The organism is Rhizobium sp. P44RR-XXIV (genome assembly GCF_001999485.2).
Lineage (GTDB): Bacteria > Pseudomonadota > Alphaproteobacteria > Rhizobiales > Rhizobiaceae > Rhizobium.
This window is the reverse complement of record NZ_MPVZ02000029.1, coordinates 373,477-390,567: the sequence shown is the minus strand read 5'-3', so window position 1 is coordinate 390,567 and position 17,091 is coordinate 373,477. Positions and strand designations below refer to the sequence as shown.

The following is a 17,091-nucleotide window of genomic DNA, read 5'->3' as shown; positions in this document are numbered from 1 at the left end:
GTGAAGAGGAAAACGTCAGATCGGAACGCACCGATCAGCCGATTAGAAATCCGAAGATGACAAGGCCGAGAAACAGGGTGACCATCGCCAACAGAATGGCGTCGGAAGCACAGGTCGTTCCCGCCGGGCCACGCCCCCTGTCGAAGGGGCGTGGGTCGATGACTTTTCTAAGCTTGCTCAGAAGCGGCTGGCTCATGGCCTTCACCCCTTAAAAGGTCTGGCCGGCGATCATTGCCAGGTGGTCGACGATCGGTCCGAGCGCGAGGGCCGGGAAGAAGGTCAAGCCGCCGACGATCAGGATCGTACCGACAAGCAGGCCGACGAAGAGCGGGCCATCGGTCGGGAAGGTGCCTGCCGAAGCGGGGACAGTCTTCTTGGTAATCAGCGAACCGGCAATCGCAAGAGCGGGAACGATGACCAAGAAGCGGCCGATCAGCATGACCATGCCGAGGGTGATGTTGTACCAGGGCGTATTGCCGGACAGACCGCCGAAGGCCGAGCCGTTGTTTGCCGCAGCCGAGCTATAGGCGTAGAGGATTTCCGAGAAGCCATGCGGACCGGAATTGCCGACCGAGGCCACTGCCGAAGGCAGCACGACGGAGATCGCCGTGAAGATCAGCATGCCGAAGGGCAGGCAAAGCACGGCAAGCATTGCCATCTTCACTTCTTTGGCCTCGATCTTCTTGCCGAGATATTCGGGCGTGCGTCCAACCATCAGGCCGGCAACGAAGATGGCGATGATGACGAACATCAGGATGCCGTAGAAACCGGCGCCGACGCCGCCGACGATGACTTCGCCAAGCTGCAGGTTGATGAGCGGGATCAAGCCGCCAATCGCGGTGAAGCTGTCGAGCATGCCGTTGACCGCGCCGCAGGATGCAGCCGTGGTGATGACGGCAAACAGTGAGGAGGCGGCAATGCCGAAGCGGACTTCCTTGCCTTCCATATTGCCGCCCTGCACGCCAAGCGCATGGATCAGCGGATTGCCGGCAGCCTCGGCCCAATAGGTGACGATCACGCCCGCAATGAACAGAGTGCCCATGGCGGCGAGGATGGCCCAGCCCTGACGCTGGCTGCCGACCATACGGCCGAAGACGTTGGTAAGCGCAGCGCCGATGGCGAAGATCGCCAGCATCTGAATGAGGTTGGAGATCGCGTCCGGGTTTTCGAACGGATGGGCCGAGTTGGCGTTGAAGAAGCCACCGCCATTGGTGCCGAGCATCTTGATGGCAAGCTGCGAGGCAACAGGGCCGACAGCGATGGTCTGCTGTGCGCCTTCAAGCGTCGTCGCATTGACATAGGGCCCGAGCGTCTGCGGCACGCCGAGATAGACGAAAGCAATCGTCAGGACGATGCAGATCGGCAGCAGCACGTAGAGCGTCGCTCTGGTCATATCGACCCAGAAATTGCCGATCACCTTGCCCGAGGCGCGCGCAAAGGCGCGGATCAGGGCAATGGCGATGGCAATGCCTGTTGCCGCAGATACGAAGTTCTGCACCGTCAGGCCGGCCATCTGCACGAGATAGGACATCGTGCTTTCACCGCCATAGTTCTGCCAGTTGGTATTGGTGACGAAACTGGTGGCCGTGTTGAAGGACAATTCCGGCCCAACCGCCGTCATGCCTGCCGGATTATACGGCAAGCCGGCCTGCAGTCGCTGCAGCGCATAGAGCACGAGGAAGCCGGCGAGGCTGAATAGCAACATGGAGATCGAGTAGGTCGTCCAGTGCTGCTCTTCGCGCTCGTCCGTGCCGGCGAGGCGATAAAGCGCCCGCTCCACCGGACCGAAGACATAAGAGAGAGGTGTGCGCTCGCCGGTAAAGACACGCGTCATATAACCGCCGAGCGGTTTGACGAGCAGGAGAAGGATCCCGATATAAATGAGGATCTGAAGCCATCCGTTGAGGGTCATGGAAGTAACTTTCCCTATCCAGCGCTGTTAGAAGCGCTCGGGGCGAATGAGAGCGTAGATCAGATAAGCGGTGAGAAATAGCGTCACGCCGCCACCGAGGATGTAATCGAGAAGCATTGCCGTCTCTCCGACTAAAGGCTGTCGCAGGCCTTGGTGTAAGCGACACAAATGAGGAAGAATAAAACGCCGATCCCGATAAGAATGATGTCCATCATCGATCGCATTCCTTGCTTGTTATTGTTGACTGCAGAAGCGATGGGAGCGCTCCGGATGAGAAGCACCTCTTTTCATTCTGCCGAGGGAGAAGACCCACTTCGCGTGTATCTTCGTCATACTATATGCGGCCGAACCGCATTAACGTTCGAGACGGCGGGATGAAGGAAGATATAAAAATCTTATAAATGCCGATGCTGCTGACGGCGGCTGGTACACATGCCTACATGCCGAGCCGACGCCCACTCTCGTTGCCAAATTCATCTAGAGAATCGGGCATACGCCGTAAGTGCGCCGCCGCTATTTCATTGAATTTCCTTGGTCATCTTCCCAAGACGCCAAGGTCGAGCAAGTGATACAAACTACCCTCAATGATTGCATGATACAATATGCATTAATGCTAACATAGTTGGAATCAGTGTGATGACATATAAGGCCGTATGTATCGCGCTTGATGCCGCATCCTGCCGATGATCTAGTCCGAGACGAGATGGGTTGCGCCTCTCATAGCCATTCGACCGCTAAACAAAAGAAATGCGAGCCAGTGACGACCAGCATCAGACATATCGCCAAACTCGCAGGAACATCGGTGTCTTCGGTCTCGCGCGTCCTCAACAATAGTGGTTATGCCTCCCCCGAACTCCGCGAACGCGTCGAGACGGCCATCCGCACGCTGAATTACACACCGAGCAAAGGCGCGCGTATGCTGCGTGGCGCACCGAGCCGGATGATCGGGCTCATGCTGCCGTCAATCGACGTGCCGTTTTTCGGGATCCTGGCCCATACCATCGAGCAGGAGTTGTTCCAGCGTGGCTATCAGACGCTGATCTGCAGCACTGCGGAAAATATGGAACACGAGGCGCGCTACATTTCCATGCTGCTGTCCCAGCGCGTCGACGGCGTTATCGTCGCTAGCGCCTTTGGCAGCATCGAGCATTTCGGGGTCTTTCGCGATGCCGATATTCCGATCGTCGCCATCGATCGCGAACTGAACGGCATCGCCGACGACGCCATCATGGCCGATCACGAGGAGGGTGGACGGCTGATGGCACGCCATCTGCTTGGCCTTGGCCATCGCTCGATCGCCATCGTCGGCGCGCCTTCGCACAGTCAGCCCGTCCAGCTTCGCCTTCGAGGCATCACGGCGGAAATGGCGGAGAGTGGGGTCTCGCCCGCAGCCGTTGGCATGGCGGACGAACATAGCTTTGCAGCGGCCTATGGGCTCGCGACCGAGGTTCTTGCCTCCAGGCCTGATATCACAGCCATCATCGGCACATCTGATATTTCGGCCATCGCCGTCATTCATGCGATCCAGGATCGCGGCTTCTCCGTGCCGCGCGACTATTCGGTGATCGGTTTCGATGACCTGCCCGAAACTGCCTATGTATTTCCACGGCTGACAACCGTGGCGCAGCCGATCCGCGAAGTCGGCCAGCGAGCCACCCGGCGGTTGGAAGCCTTGATCAGGGATCACCAGATGGGGCATGAGCCGGCGGCCGGCGCCATCGTCAGGGTACCTGTCGCCCTGATCGAGCGTGATTCAACAGGGCCTGTCCGCAGCTGATGCGGCCAAGCTCAGGGCCGGACGATGACCTTGATTTCACCGGGTAGCGGCGCGCTGCCGACCACTTCGGCAACAGCTTCGAGAGAGATCGTCTTCGTTACCAGCGAATCCAGCTCCAACGCCCCGCTCGCCACCATCGCCGCAGCCCGCGCATGCGTGAACGGGTTGAGATAGGCGGCCCTGATCTCGACTTCGTTGACAAGCAGATCGAAAGGCAGAACGGGCACTTCAAGCCCCGCTGGCGTCACACCGAACAGGACGAAGGTGCCACCCCGCCGCAGCATCTTCACGCCCGTCTGCAACGTCTCGGGGACCCCGGCACACTCGATGACGATGTCGGCGCCGCCTTGCGTCACCTCTCGCGTCAAAGCTACCGTGTCGGAGGCCGTCGGATCAAAGGCGTGTGTGGCGCCCAGACGCAATGCCGCCTCGCGTCTCGATAGTTGTCGTGTGATCAGGATTATCTGGCCTGCACCGGCCTGACGCGCCAATTGCACCATCAGCAGCCCGATGACGCCGCCACCCAGGATGGCGACACTATCTCCCGGGATGATCCTTGCTTTGTCCATCGCATGAATGCAGCAGGCCAGAGGCTCGCAGAAGGCACCATGGACCGGATCGAGATCGGAAGGCAGGATGAATGCCTGGCCACACGGCACCGCGACATATTCGGCAAAGCCGCCATCCCGGGTCACTCCGATAGCATTCAGATTCGCACAGAGGTTCGGGCGCCCACGCCGGCAGGCCGGGCAAGTGCCGCAGGCTATATTCGGGTCGATGGTGACGAGTTCACCACCGGTAAACGACGAGACGCCATCGCCAACCTCCTCCACCAGACCGCAGAATTCATGGCCGAGGGTCACCGGGATCGCTGTCGGATACTCCCCTTTGAACATATGACGATCCGAGCCGCAAATGCCGGCTGCGAGGACCCGAATTATGAGTTCACCCGGCCCGGCGCTCGGCCGCTCGACGCTGCGCATGGCCATGGCCCCGGTGGATTCCAATCGTACTGCCCTCATTCTCCTCCTCCGGACACAAAGTTCTGTTGACGGGTGCCGCAGCACCACTCCCCTGAGTACTGTAGCATTGAATGATGCCTGGTAACGACTTCAAGCCGAGCCGTTAGTCATACCGGATGCATCTCGTTCGCATCCGCCAGAAGAACCGACATGTCGGGAACGCCATCTGTCGCGGTTGCCCCGCCAAGGCAGCGGGCAGCGGCGGCATGCGCGATGGCACAAGTTCGCTCGACCGGCCAATTCTCATGCAGGCCATACAGCACCGCGGCACAGAAGGCGTCGCCGGCGCCCACCGTACTGACGATCTCGGTTGGATCGACCGGCCTTGAGCGTGTGACCACAGGCGCGGCACCGGGCGTAAACCAGAAGCAGATCTCCGGCGCATGAATGATCGCCCCCTTGGCAACGCCTGCCGCCAGCAAACGCTCACCGGCCGTCAAAAGACCAGCCTCGATCAAGTCGCCGTTTGCATCGCGAACGGTCACGCCGGTGGCCCGCTCCGCCTCAATCTCATTGATGATCAGAAAATCGCAGTAGGGCAGCGAAACGCCGACCTTCGCCGCAAACTCCGGATCCTCGCTCGATACGAAATCGACACAGGTGGTAAGACCGGCGTTGCGGGCCGCCTCCAACAGGCGCGATGCTCCCGACCGGCCATCGGCATCGATCCCGTCAAGGCCGGGCAGCAACATGAGATAGCCGAGATAGAAAAGCCGGTAGCCCGCCTCCGCGAAGATCGCTGGTGAAATGAGCGCGTCCGTCACGGCATCATTGGCGCCGCCATGATAGAAGAAGGTGCGATTTTGGCCCGGCACATTCATGACGTGGGTATGCGCCGTCGCCCGACCGGAAAGCACCTGCAAACCGCCGATGTCGATGCCGGCGTCCACAAGACGCGTCTTGACGATCTCTCCGTCGATGTCAGCACCGATGCATCCGGCTGCCCCCAGCTTGCCGGGAAAGCCGAGCGAAGCCAAGTCGGCCACAACGTTGGCAGCGCCGCCGCCGACGCCAACATCCTGATGGACGATATGGGCGAGATTACCCTGCTCGGGCCAGTAGGACAGCGTGTGAACACGGTCGACTATGAAGTTTCCCGCGCAAACGATGCCTCTCCGGCTCTGCTTTTCGCTGTCGCGAATCTCCTCCCCGGTTCGCATCAGCCACCTGCCTCGTTCCACAAAGGCCTGAGCGGCGGCTCGTCTTCCTCGATCGCAGCGAAACGCCCGATCGGCTCCAGAAAATAATTATCGCTATTGTCATCGTTGACCTGGCTGACCTCGCCAACGAAGACCGGCCCGCCACCCTTTCGACCATAGAAGCGATGGTAGAGCCCGGTTTGAATCGTCACGCTCTGACCCGGCGACAGAACCAGGGGCTCCCATGCGGCGAGCTTGCGCGGCAATCCGTCCACGGGGACGGTTATATCGTCGTCCAGCACCTTGCCTTCAGCATCGGCCGCTGCAAACTCGATGACGAGATCGCCGCCGGCGCGATTGATGATATCTTCCATCTTCGCCGCATGGCGGTGGGTCGGCGTCACCTGCCCTTCCTCGACGAACAGCAGCTTCTCGGCATAGGTGCGCTCGCCCTCGACGCCGACGATGCCGTTGCGCAAGCAGAACAGCACGAGGCCGCATTCGGCGAACCGGCCTGAACCGAAGTCCGTTACGTCCCAGCCGAGTTGATGGCTGCGCAGGTAGCTTGCCGCCTGCGGATTGGCGGCAAAATCCGCCGCAGTCCAATATCCCCATTCCGGCAGCGCCCACCGCCAGTGCTCAAGCGTCTTGGTTGCCCGCCGCAACGCCGCGTTGATCTCGGATCGCTTCATCAGGCAGTCTCCCCTTGGTAATCGACGGACACCACGATGTTTTCGCGACCGGATTTGAGAGCTGCCGTCAGCACCGCGTGATGCGCCTGCGCTTCTGCCGGCGTGGCGCAGGCAAAGCCGTTGGCATTTCCGCCTGCCAGCTCATCGACGAAAGCTGCCCACATCTGCTGGATGGCGTCAGCAAAGCCGAACTCGAAAATCTTGCCGGTTATGGCGGGAAACAGCGAACCATATCCGAGATCCTCAGTACTCCAAGCCTGTGCACCGCCGGTATAGTCCATCCACTGCCACTGACGCGGCGATTTCGTGCTGAAGAAGGCGCTCTTCTTCATGCCGAGAACACGAATGTACCAGCTATTGGATTCGCCGGGCGCGATGCGCCAGGTCTTGAGCACCATCGGGAAATCCTGATCCGCCGTCTGCACGCGACTGCTGATCGTGGCGTTGTCCCAAGTGGTGCAGGGCGCCATCCCGCCCTTGCCGTCAGGGCGTTCGGTGACTTTCTTGACCAGTTGCGCATGCAACGTGGTCGGGCGCCAACCGAGGCGCAGCGGCACATGCAGGACATGCATGCCGAGATCACCCATGCAGCCATATTCGCCATTGATCTCGGCCATGCGCTTCCAGTTGATCGGCTTCTGCCGGTCGATATCGGACGAATGGAGAAAGCCGGCTTCGACCTCGAGGATATCCCCCATCTCGCCGCTCTGGGCGAGCGCGATCACCTTCTGTGCACCCGGGAAGAAAGGCATCTCCGACGAGCAGCGGACCAGAAGCTCCGGATGCTCGGCAAGCGCCGCCATGATTGCCTGGTTCTGCGCTGCATCCATGCCGAACGGCTTCTCGCCCAGCAGATGCTTTCCCGCCTTCAGGATATCGATATAGAATTGCTGATGCAGCACATGCGGCACGGCGCAATAGACGGCGTCGACCTCCGGATTGGCCAGAAGCTCCTTATAGTCTTCGGTGGATTGCCGCACGCTCGGCACATGATCCCTAAACCAGTCGCGCAGCGCGGCATTGGTATCGCAGACGGCGACGATTTCCGGTCGCGCCTTCACATCGGCAAGATGCAGCCAGCGCGCCGCGGCGCTTGCAAATTCGCGCCCCATCAGGCCGCAGCCGATGACGCCGAAACGGAATATCTTGGTCATGTCTCCTCCTCCCAAAAGTGCGTCAGGCGAGATGCCGCGAGGCGTCTTCGACGGAAGCTCCGTCATGGACGATCGCCATCAAGGCGCGCGTCATGCCAGCGGGATTTTGATGCTGGATGACATTGCGGCCATAGACGATGCCGCGAGCGCCCTGCCCCATCAGTTGCTTGGTGCGGGCGAGGATTTCCTGATCCGAAACGCGGCCGCCGCCGCGCACCAGGACCGGCAGCCCCTGAGCAATCTCGATAACGCGATGATATTCCTCGACGTTGTCGCACGGATCGGCCTTGATGATATCGGCTCCGAGCTCCGCCGCCTGGCGAACGAGCGGCAGGATCTTGTCGATCGCGCCATCGACCATATACGCGCCCTTGGAATTGTCCTGCATCACCAGCGGCTCCACCATCAGCGGCATGCCATAGATTTCGCATTCGCGCTTCAGGCTGTTCACGTTGCGCACGCAGGCGCGATAGACCTCGGGCTGGTTCGGCAGCATCAGAAGATTGACGACGACACAGGCAGCGTCGAGTACCACAGCCTGCTCCACACCCCGATCGATGATTTCGGAAAACAGCGCCGAGGGCAGAGGATTGCCGTAGATATTGGCGATATCCGTCCGCAGCACCAAGGCAGGACGATGCTTGCCGGGGATCGCCTGCAGGATGGGCGCAGTTCCCGGCGGAAGCTGAATGGCATCGGGTGCAGCATCGGCAATCACCTTGATCGCCGTCTTCATGTTCTCGATACCGGCAAGAAAAGTCCGCTCATTGAACATGCCGTGGTCAATGGCGACGTCGAAGCAGTTTCCCGAGACGCCAAAAAGGCGGTTGAGCCGCGCGGATTTCATTCAGTTCCTCCCAATGTGGTAACGTTTCCACATTCAGATTAGAGAACATGTCTCATGAGTCAAGATGGATGCGGTATCGTTTCCACATCTACCGTATTGAGACAAACCGTGCGCAAACTACCGCAAATAGGAGGAATCGAAATCGGCCAAACGCTCCAACCGCTGGCAATCGAGAAGCCTCACCCATCCTTCATGAAAGGTCATCACTTTCAATTCGCGCAACTGCCTGAGAACCCGATTGAAATGAACAGCGGTCAAGCCGAGTGCATCGGCGATCAGCGATTGTGTCAATGGGCATTGATAGGCCGACCTTGTGCCCAACCCGAGAAGAGCCAGCCTCGAGCCAAGTTCGAGGAAGAAATGAGCCACCCTGTCGATGGGGCGACGCCGGCCGACATCGACCAGATGCTGGACGAGAATGGCTTCATCCCTCAAGGTGGACCAGAGTATCGACATTGCAAGGCGGCCGTTGCCATCAAACGCCTCAACGAGGTCTTCGACATTTATCTCGCCGACCTCGACGCGCGTTACGGCGCAAAGATTGTCGTCGGCACTGGACAGCAAGAGCCGCCGAATGCCGATCAGATCGCCAGGAACGTAGAAATTGATGACTTGCCGCGTGCCATTGCGCATCAGCTTGTAGGAACAGGCCCAGCCTGCGCGAAGAATATAGGCGCTTTGAGGCGATTGCCCCTCATGCGTGATATCGGATCCCTTGATGAAGACGCGCTTTCGGATTTGGAGAGCGTCGAGGATCGCCTTGTCTTCAGGCAGGAAGGCAATATGCATATCGAGTTTCCCGGCAATCGGGCTTGCCGGGAGATGAAGAGTTCTCGATTTTGCGCCGGGCAGACTTGAATCATGCGGCATGGGGATGCCTTTAAGGTTCGCTACTGATCAAGATCGATTCACGGCTCCCTCCGGTCAGATATTGTAAGGAAACACTCTCGTCACAAGCCGGGTTCAGATTAAATAATGGTTAGGAAAGTGACGAGTGCGGCACAACCAGTCGCGAGAAATCCCTAGGATTCCCAACGTGTTATAGGCGCACGGGATTGTTGCGCCTCATCTCACGGTTCTTGCACTTGTTGGTGAAACGAACGTGATCGGCTCTACTGATTGAGATCATATCGAGGTCGCGCGAAACGGTTCATGACTGGAGTGTGCTCGATTTCTTCAAACCGACGCACCTTAGGAAACACGAACCCATGTCTGCTCAAGAGAGCCGGCAGCAGCTCCTAATGGAGATCGAGATGTTCAAGACGTTCAAACCAGCCATCATGTTCGCCCTTGTGGGTACGACCTTTGCCACCCTTGCGGTCTCGTCTGTCCCCAGCGTTGCTGCGCCGACCTGCGCGACAGACCTTCGGCTCACCAGAACCGAATTGAGTGAAGCCCCTGACGGCCAGCAAAAGACCGAAGCCATGGGGCTCTATACTGCGGCAATGAATGCGCGCCGCGATGGACAGAACGGACAATGTCTGGGAGATCTAAACGAGGCATCCACGGTACTCGCCTATGCTTCCTTGTACCCCGTCGACGCTGGTAGCGTTGGCGTTAATCCGGCCTCAACGCCCTCAACACCGGAGCATACCCATGGCAGCGGTGACCACCACGGGCATGGACATCATTAGACTTGCATGAGTTCGATCGGCAGACGTTCGTCTGGAGATGCCGCCGAGACTAGGCGGTGCTAACCGGCCCTCAGGTGAGCAAGCTGTGGCACAAGATTGCGAGATGAAGCAGCGAGTACCATCGACATCCCGACCGCGGCTGTCGCTTCGCTCCCAAGCTGCTATTGGCCGCCGCTGGCGACAAATAGCGCGGGATCACAGCCCATAAGGAAAGGTACCATCTATCGATTGCCCTCGGCTTGCGGCGAGGGCAATCCTTTGCGAGGGCACAGGTTTAGGCCTGATGAGCCTCCGTCCCCTGGATAGCAGAAAGCTTCCAGTCGGAACCCGGCTTACGCACGAAGGTCCACAGCTCGACGGTTTCCGAGGGATTGCGATCGTCGCCATCGACGAGCTTCCCCGTCGTGCGATCGACCATGGCGTCGATGCTGGAATAACGCATCGCAAGCGTCGCATATTCGGCATTGTCTTCGCGCCAGGCCTCGGCGATATCCCCCTGCAGCAGGTGGACATCGGAAACGCTGTTGCGCACTCCATTCGTTGCGTGTTCTCCAAGTTCCTCGGCCAGATAGGACATTGCCTCGGGCGTGGTCAGCCCACGCAACGTTGCATAGTCTTCCTTGCCATAGGCCGACTGAACTTCGGTCAGAAGTTGTTCGAAGCGATCAAGGTCGGCCTGCTGAAGCCCGATCTCGTCATTGGCCTGTCGCGTCTTCTGCGTGGCGGCGGCTGCGGCCGCTCCGCCGCCGATTGCCGGAATGGAGAAGGAAGAGCGCGGCGATGCGCTCGGATTGCTCATTGCATTCGTATTATAGGACGAGCCTGCTCCGGGCGCCGCAAACTGCGTGCGCTGACGGTTTGCAAAAAAGCGCATGGCAAGGCTCACCGCTGCAATGATCAGGCCGATTTGCAGCAGCATGCCCAGGAAGCCGAAGCCGCCGCCGAAGCCTTGTCCGATCAGCATGCCGAGGAGACCGCCGGCAATCAATCCGCCGATCATCGATCCGCCGAAACCACCAAAGAAGCCGGGACGCTGCTGCGCGCCGAGCGGCGGCTGGGTCGCAGTTTGCTGCTGCGGCGGCCGGGTCGTCATCGTCCTATCGATCGGAGCGGCTTGCGTCGGCGCCGTCCGCGTTACGGCTGGCGCGTCAAAGGTCCGGGTTCCACGGCTGCCGAACCCGCTGGAGCCACCGCGACGTGCGTCAGCATCGGCGAAGGTAGCCAGAACGGATACGGTGGCGAGGGCGACGATAGCTGCGATCTTGGCAAAACGAGGAACTGCACTGAGCATTGGCTCTCCCTGTGAACTCGGCGGAAAACTATTCCGTCCGAATGTGGGTACGCCAAGTTGCGATTGTAAGTTCGTGCGCTCAAAAATTTTAAACGACGTCGCGTCCTGTGTCGGCCGTCTGGGAGACTTTGTTTAGATCGGCGACATGACGCGAAGGCCTAGCCTTCTTCGGCACCATCGAGCAGGCCGTCATAAACTTCCATGAGCGCATTGGTGATCGCCTGCCCAAGCGCATTGCCGGCCTCGCGTAGATCGTCGTCCGTACCGTCGCGCGCCGCCTTGGCGAGATCGAAGCCCTCCCCGCTGACGATCTGCTTTGCCACCTCGATGGCCCAGAGGCCAAAGTCGCCACGATTGTCTATCTTGATCGCGTCTTCCATTATACGTCCTGTTCATTCGTCGTGGTCAGGCATCTATACGCTCATGCCGAGCAAGGCCAGCAGCCATCGCTCGGCAATCGAGACGACGGTCACGAGCACTTCAGTCTCCGTAGAATATGGCGCCCGACCGTATATTGTCCATCCGATCAGCCGGCTCTGCCGAGGTTTCCGCCTCCTCTGAACGAACCCCTTATTTCTCGGAATCGTCCCGCAAGTGCGTTGCAAAAGCCATTTTGGCGTTAGAAATTGTGGAAATACACCTCTCCAGGCCCGCAAAGAGCAAGAGGCCTCGTGACAATGACGGGCGGCAATGGAAATGATTCCGCTGTAAACAATGCGGGGAAGCATCATGACCACCACAAATGAAATCGCAGACAAGATTGCCGCCGATCACAACCTCACCAAGGCTCAGGGCAAGGCAATCGTCGAAGCTGTTTTTGCGTCCATCGCCGGAGCAGCATCTTCCGGCGCTGAGACCTCTATTCCAGGCTTCGGCAAATTCAAGGTCAAGGACACGCCGGAACGCGAAGCACGTAACCCAGGAACGGGCGCGACCATCAAGGTTGCTGCAGCAAAGAAACTCACCTTCACGCCGGCTAAGGCGCTCAAGGATGCACTCAACAAGTAATCTTGAGTTTTGAGCCGTTGGGGCTCAGGGCATCGAGCGGCCGGCCCCATTAAGTGAGGCCGGCCCACTAACGCGACCTGATATAATTCTTCAACGCTGCGGGTTCGTCGGTCTGGATGGCGGAGATACCTGCGTCGATCAACCGGCCCCAGATCGATTCCGGATCCTTCAGCGCGGCGGAATCGGTAAAGCCTGCAGAGGAAACCGAGTCGAGCGTGTTGACCCACAGAGCGATACCGGCCTTCTGGAAAAGCGCCTTCCGCTCGACAACCTGTTCAAGCCTGTCGAAATAGATCTCGCACAGGAACGGGTTCAGCTGAAACAGCAGATGAAGCTGGCTAGCCGCATCCGGGGCTTCAAGGCGAGTTTTGGCCATAAAGAGAACGGCCTGCGGCGAGACGTTGGCACGGATCCAGGCGAGATCGTCGGCGGTTTTCAGATTGCCCCAAAAATCGACCTGCTGGTCGACGCCCATTGCACGCGCACAGGCAATGACATCCGGGATTAGCTGCCTGTCTTTGACATCGAGATGGATGAAAATGCGATCGCGCGTCAGCTCAAAGACGTCTTTCAGGCTCGGCAGCTTTTCGCCCGTCATCGGGTTCGCCTCGCCGCCATCCCGGTCACGCAAATTGAGGCTGGACAATTGCTGCAAGGTCAGCGCCTCCGGCTCCTGATTGAGGCCAGCCATGCGTTCGAGCGTATCGTCATGCAGCAGGAAAAGCTCGCCGTCGCTGCTGCGCCGGACGTCGATCTCGACCACATCGTAGCCGGCAGACATCGCCCGTTCGATCGAAAGAAGGCTATTTTCCGGTGCGGCGCGCCAGATCCCGCGATGAACGACGATCGCGCAGTCGCGTGTGGGATCGGCGACGTAGTCGATATAATTCATGATGCGCCCTTCCAGCCCCAGGCGAATCATCCGCGACTGACTGCTCCGGGCAGGACCTATCATGCGATCTTGTCAGCTTTGCAAAGCGCTGAGCCTATCGCAGGCAGCGCGGAAAACGACGATCGCAGCCAACAGGCTGCGATCGAGAGAGATTGATTGCTGTTAAATAGCAGTCACTTATCTTTAGAAGTTCCAGTCTTCATCCTCGGTGGCAACAGCCTTGCCGATGACATAGGACGAGCCCGAACCAGAGAAGAAGTCATGGTTTTCATCGGCGTTCGGCGACAGCGCCGAAAGGATCGCCGGATTGACCTTGCAGGCCTCCGCCGGGAAGAGCGCCTCGTAGCCGAGGTTCATCAGCGCCTTGTTGGCGTTGTAGTGCAGGAATTTCTTCACGTCTTCGGTCAGACCGACACCGTCATAGAGTGACTCGGTGTACTTGGCCTCATTGTCGTAGAGCTCGAGCAGCAGATCGAAGGCGAAATCCTTGATCTCCTGCTTGCGCTCTTCCGGCTGCCGGTCCAGCTCGCGCTGGAACTTGTAGCCGATATAGTAGCCATGCACGGCCTCATCACGGATGATGAGGCGGATCATGTCGGCGGTGTTGGTGAGCTTGGCACGGCTCGACCAGAACATCGGCAGATAGAAGCCCGAATAGAACAGGAAGCTTTCGAGGAAGACGCTTGCGACCTTCTTCTTCAGCGAGTCGCCGGATGCATACTGCTCCATGATCAGCGTTGACTTGCGCTGCAGGAACTCGTTCTCCTCAGACCAGCGATAGGCATCATCAACGTCAGGCGTGGAGCACAGCGTCGAGAAGATAGAAGAATAGGACCGCGCATGCACGGCCTCCATGAAGGAGATGTTCGACAGCACGGCTTCTTCATGCTGCGTGGCGGCATCGGCCATCAGCTTCACCGAACCCACACCGTTCTGGATAGTATCGAGCAATGTCAGGCCGGTGAAGACGCGGATGGTGAGCTGCTGCTCTTCCGGCTTCAGGGTCGCCCAGGACGGAATGTCGTTCGACAGCGGCACCTTTTCCGGCAACCAGAAATTTCCGGTCAGGCGGTTCCAGACTTCGAGATCCTTGTCGTCCTCAATGCGGTTCCAGTTAATGGCACGGATACGGCTTACCGGCTTGAATTGCATGTTCACGGGAATGTCCTTTTTCAAACCGGAAATCAAAGGGCGCAGGAAACGCAGCCCTGCACCTCGGTGCCGGACAGCGCCATCTGACGAAGGCGGATGTAGTAGATGGTCTTGATGCCCTTCTTCCAGGCGTAGATCTGCGCCTTGTTGATATCGCGCGTGGTCGCGGTATCGCGGAAAAACAGCGTCAAGGACAGTCCCTGATCGACATGCTGGGTGGCCGCCGCATAGGTGTCGATGATCTTTTCCGGTCCGATCTCGTAGGCGTCCTGATAGTAGTCGAGATTGTCGTTGCTCATGAAGGCGGCTGGGTAATAGACGCGACCTATCTTGCCTTCCTTGCGGATCTCGATCTTGGAGACGATCGGATGGATCGAGGAGGTCGAATGGTTGATGTAGGAGATCGAACCAGTCGGCGGCACGGCCTGCAGGTTCTGGTTATAGAGACCGCCCTTCATCACGGACTGCTTCAGTTCCGCCCAATCTTCCTGCGTCGGGATGGCAATGCCGGCCTTTTCGAAGATCTCGGCGACGCGTTCGGTCGCAGGCACCCACGCCTGATGGGTATATTTGTCGAAATAGTCGCCGGAGGCATATTTCGAATTCTCGAAGCCCTTGAAGCTCTGTCCGCGTTCGACCGCGAGGAGATTCGAGGCGCGGATGGCGTGATAGGTCACCGTGTAGAAATAGATGTTGGTGAAATCGACACCCTCTTCCGAGCCGTAGAAGATGCGCTCGCGGGCGAGATAGCCGTGCAGGTTCATCTGGCCGAGGCCGATGGCGTGACTGTCATCATTGCCCTTCTCGATCGAAGGCACCGACGAGATGTGGCTCATGTCGGAGACCGCCGTCAGCGCACGGATCGACATTTCGATCGTCTTGCCGAAATCCGGGCTGTCCATCGCAGCGGCAATATTGAGCGAGCCGAGGTTGCAGGAGATGTCCTTGCCCAAATGGGTATAGGAGAGGTCTTCGCTATATTCGCTGGCTTCGCTGACCTGCAGGATTTCCGAGCACAGATTGCTCATGGTGATGCGGCCGGCAACCGGGTTGGCACGGTTCACCGTGTCCTCGAACATGATGTAGGGATAGCCGCTCTCGAACTGGATCTCGGCGATCACCTGGAAGAAGTCGCGCGCCTTGATCTTCTTCTTGCGGATGCGGCTGTCGGCCACCATCTCGCGGTACTTTTCGGTCACCGAAATTTCCGTGAACGGCACGCCATAGACCCGTTCCACATCATAAGGCGAGAACAGATACATATCGTCGTTGTTCTTCGCGAGCTCGAAGGTGATGTCGGGAATGACCACCCCGAGCGACAGCGTCTTGATGCGGATCTTCTCGTCGGCATTTTCGCGCTTGGTATCGAGGAACCGCATGATATCAGGGTGATGGGCGTTGAGATAAACCGCACCTGCACCCTGCCTGGCGCCAAGCTGGTTGGCGTAGGAGAAGGAGTCTTCGAGCAGCTTCATCACCGGGATGATACCGGAGGACTGGTTCTCGATGTGCTTGATCGGCGCACCGGCCTCGCGAATATTGGTGAGAGACAGCGCCACGCCACCACCGCGCTTGGAAAGCTGCAGGGCGGAATTGATGGCGCGGCCGATCGACTCCATGTTGTCTTCGACACGCAGCAGGAAGCAGGAAACCAGCTCGCCGCGCTGCTTCTTGCCGGCATTGAGGAAGGTCGGCGTCGCCGGCTGGAAGCGGCCGGAGATGATTTCGTCCACCATATTGTGGGCAAGCTGCTCATTGCCGCGCGCCAGCGCCAGCGCAACCATGCAGACGCGGTCTTCATAGCGCTCCAGATAGCGCTTACCGTCGAAAGTCTTCAGCGTGTAGCTGGTGTAATATTTAAAAGCGCCGAGGAACGTCGGAAAACGGAACTTCTTCGCGTAAGCGTGATCGAAGAGATCGCGCACGAAATTGAACGAATATTGGTCCAGCACTTCCTGCTCGTAATAGCCCTCGGTCACCAGATAATCGAGCTTCTCCCGCAAGTTATGGAAGAACACGGTGTTCTGGTTGACGTGTTGCAGGAAATACTGCTTGGCCGCCATGCGGTCTTTGTCGAGCTGGATCTGCCCCTGCTCGTCATAGAGGTTCAGCATGGCGTTGAGCGCGTGATAGTCCAGTGCCGTTTCCGTGGCCTTTGCTGGCCGGTCGAGCGTTAGCGTGTCCAAAATCGTTCCAATCCGTGTCTGACATTCACGACATCATCGTCCGTACCCAGCAGCTCGAACCGGTAGAGGTACGGCACCTGGCATTTGGTGGAGATGATGTCGCCGGCGATACCGAAGGTCGCCCCGAAGTTGCTGTTGCCCGCGGCAATGACACCGCGGATGTTTGAACGGTTATTCGCATCATTGAGGAAGCGGATAACCTGCTTGGGCACGGCACCCCTGCCACCTTCACCACAATAGGTAGGGACAATGAGAACGTAAGGACGGGCCACTCGGAGCTCTTCTCCCGCATTGAGAGGAATGCGAGCGGCCGACAAGGCGAGCTTGGCAACGAAGCGATGGGTGTTCTCGGATCTGCTGGAGAAATAGACGATCTCGCCCACCG

At 58.8% G+C, this 17,091-nt stretch carries 18 protein-coding genes; 3 read left to right on the top strand and 15 right to left on the bottom strand.

All coding sequences use genetic code 11. The features are described 5' to 3' along the window. Positions 1 to 34: 34 nt before the first annotated feature. Genes BSK43_RS35255 through kdpF form a run of 3 tightly spaced genes read right to left on the bottom strand, consistent with a single transcriptional unit; the run spans position 35 to position 2,029 of the window. Entirely contained in the window at positions 35 to 196 is a 162-nt protein-coding gene (locus BSK43_RS35255; protein WP_158008759.1) for a hypothetical protein, read from the bottom strand. A 12-nt stretch (positions 197 to 208) separates the two neighbouring features. Beyond that, positions 209 to 1,912 carry a potassium-transporting ATPase subunit KdpA gene (gene kdpA / locus BSK43_RS27880; RefSeq protein ID WP_077467991.1) on the bottom strand — a complete coding sequence of 568 codons (1,704 nt, stop codon included), beginning with the start codon at positions 1,910 to 1,912 and terminating at the stop codon, positions 209 to 211. Between the two features lie 27 nt (positions 1,913 to 1,939). Beyond that, on the bottom strand, positions 1,940 to 2,029 hold the full coding sequence (kdpF, locus tag BSK43_RS27875) for a K(+)-transporting ATPase subunit F (protein WP_034509905.1): 90 nt from the start codon (positions 2,027 to 2,029) through the stop codon (positions 1,940 to 1,942). Between the two features lie 640 nt (positions 2,030 to 2,669). Here kdpF and BSK43_RS27870 point away from each other — a divergent pair. After that, entirely contained in the window at positions 2,670 to 3,689 is a 1,020-nt protein-coding gene (locus BSK43_RS27870) for a LacI family DNA-binding transcriptional regulator (protein ID WP_077467990.1), read from the top strand. 11 nt (positions 3,690 to 3,700) lie between these two features. On the opposite strand, the gene BSK43_RS27865 is transcribed toward BSK43_RS27870, so the two are convergent. The 6 genes from BSK43_RS27865 to BSK43_RS27840 all read right to left on the bottom strand — a co-directional run bounded on the left by BSK43_RS27865 (position 3,701) and on the right by BSK43_RS27840 (position 9,332). Further along, positions 3,701 to 4,711 carry a zinc-dependent alcohol dehydrogenase family protein gene (locus tag BSK43_RS27865; RefSeq protein ID WP_077467989.1) on the bottom strand — a complete coding sequence of 337 codons (1,011 nt, stop codon included), beginning with the start codon at positions 4,709 to 4,711 and terminating at the stop codon, positions 3,701 to 3,703. A gap of 107 nt (positions 4,712 to 4,818) precedes the next feature. Then, positions 4,819 to 5,871, bottom strand: coding sequence for a carbohydrate kinase family protein (locus BSK43_RS27860; RefSeq protein ID WP_077467988.1), 1,053 nt, complete (start codon positions 5,869 to 5,871; stop codon positions 4,819 to 4,821). Further along, entirely contained in the window at positions 5,871 to 6,542 is a 672-nt protein-coding gene (locus BSK43_RS27855; protein WP_077467987.1) for a D-lyxose/D-mannose family sugar isomerase, read from the bottom strand. The genes BSK43_RS27860 and BSK43_RS27855 overlap by 1 nt, the downstream gene beginning before the upstream one ends. Next, the gene (locus tag BSK43_RS27850) at positions 6,542 to 7,696 is read right to left on the bottom strand and encodes a Gfo/Idh/MocA family oxidoreductase (protein WP_077467986.1); all 1,155 of its coding nucleotides are present in this window, start codon (positions 7,694 to 7,696) and stop codon (positions 6,542 to 6,544) included. Before BSK43_RS27850 ends, BSK43_RS27855 begins: the two co-directional genes overlap by 1 nt. A 22-nt stretch (positions 7,697 to 7,718) precedes the next feature. Beyond that, positions 7,719 to 8,543 (bottom strand): aldolase, encoded by an 825-nt coding sequence (locus tag BSK43_RS27845; RefSeq protein ID WP_077467985.1) that lies wholly within the window; start codon positions 8,541 to 8,543, stop codon positions 7,719 to 7,721. Between the two features lie 117 nt (positions 8,544 to 8,660). Continuing rightward, complete coding sequence (locus tag BSK43_RS27840) at positions 8,661 to 9,332, bottom strand: Crp/Fnr family transcriptional regulator (RefSeq protein WP_246662714.1); 672 nt, start codon at positions 9,330 to 9,332, stop codon at positions 8,661 to 8,663. A gap of 419 nt (positions 9,333 to 9,751) precedes the next feature. On the opposite strand from BSK43_RS27840, the gene BSK43_RS27835 reads away from it, so the two are divergent. Continuing rightward, positions 9,752 to 10,177, top strand: coding sequence for a hypothetical protein (locus BSK43_RS27835; RefSeq protein ID WP_246662713.1), 426 nt, complete (start codon positions 9,752 to 9,754; stop codon positions 10,175 to 10,177). Between the two features lie 274 nt (positions 10,178 to 10,451). Here the strand turns inward: BSK43_RS27835 and BSK43_RS27830 are convergent, their stop codons facing one another. After that, complete coding sequence (locus BSK43_RS27830) at positions 10,452 to 11,468, bottom strand: Tim44 domain-containing protein (protein ID WP_077467983.1); 1,017 nt, start codon at positions 11,466 to 11,468, stop codon at positions 10,452 to 10,454. 158 nt (positions 11,469 to 11,626) lie between these two features. Continuing rightward, complete coding sequence (locus BSK43_RS27825; RefSeq protein ID WP_077467982.1) at positions 11,627 to 11,848, bottom strand: hypothetical protein; 222 nt, start codon at positions 11,846 to 11,848, stop codon at positions 11,627 to 11,629. A 349-nt stretch (positions 11,849 to 12,197) separates the two neighbouring features. On the opposite strand from BSK43_RS27825, the gene BSK43_RS27820 reads away from it, so the two are divergent. Next, positions 12,198 to 12,476 (top strand): HU family DNA-binding protein, encoded by a 279-nt coding sequence (locus BSK43_RS27820; protein ID WP_077468275.1) that lies wholly within the window; start codon positions 12,198 to 12,200, stop codon positions 12,474 to 12,476. 67 nt (positions 12,477 to 12,543) lie between these two features. On the opposite strand, the gene BSK43_RS27815 is transcribed toward BSK43_RS27820, so the two are convergent. From BSK43_RS27815 to nrdI, 4 genes are all read right to left on the bottom strand, one after another. Then, positions 12,544 to 13,368, bottom strand: coding sequence for a glycerophosphodiester phosphodiesterase family protein (locus BSK43_RS27815; protein WP_077468274.1), 825 nt, complete (start codon positions 13,366 to 13,368; stop codon positions 12,544 to 12,546). A gap of 183 nt (positions 13,369 to 13,551) precedes the next feature. After that, a complete protein-coding gene (gene nrdF, locus BSK43_RS27810) occupies positions 13,552 to 14,526 on the bottom strand; it encodes a class 1b ribonucleoside-diphosphate reductase subunit beta (protein WP_077468273.1) in 975 nt (324 codons plus the stop codon). 26 nt (positions 14,527 to 14,552) lie between these two features. Then, on the bottom strand, positions 14,553 to 16,706 hold the full coding sequence (nrdE, locus tag BSK43_RS27805) for a class 1b ribonucleoside-diphosphate reductase subunit alpha (protein ID WP_077467981.1): 2,154 nt from the start codon (positions 16,704 to 16,706) through the stop codon (positions 14,553 to 14,555). Beyond that, positions 16,694 to 17,089: a class Ib ribonucleoside-diphosphate reductase assembly flavoprotein NrdI gene (gene nrdI, locus BSK43_RS27800; protein ID WP_077467980.1), complete on the bottom strand. Its 396-nt coding sequence runs from the start codon at positions 17,087 to 17,089 to the stop codon at positions 16,694 to 16,696. The genes nrdE and nrdI overlap by 13 nt, the downstream gene beginning before the upstream one ends. Between the last annotated feature and the right edge of the window lie 2 nt (positions 17,090 to 17,091).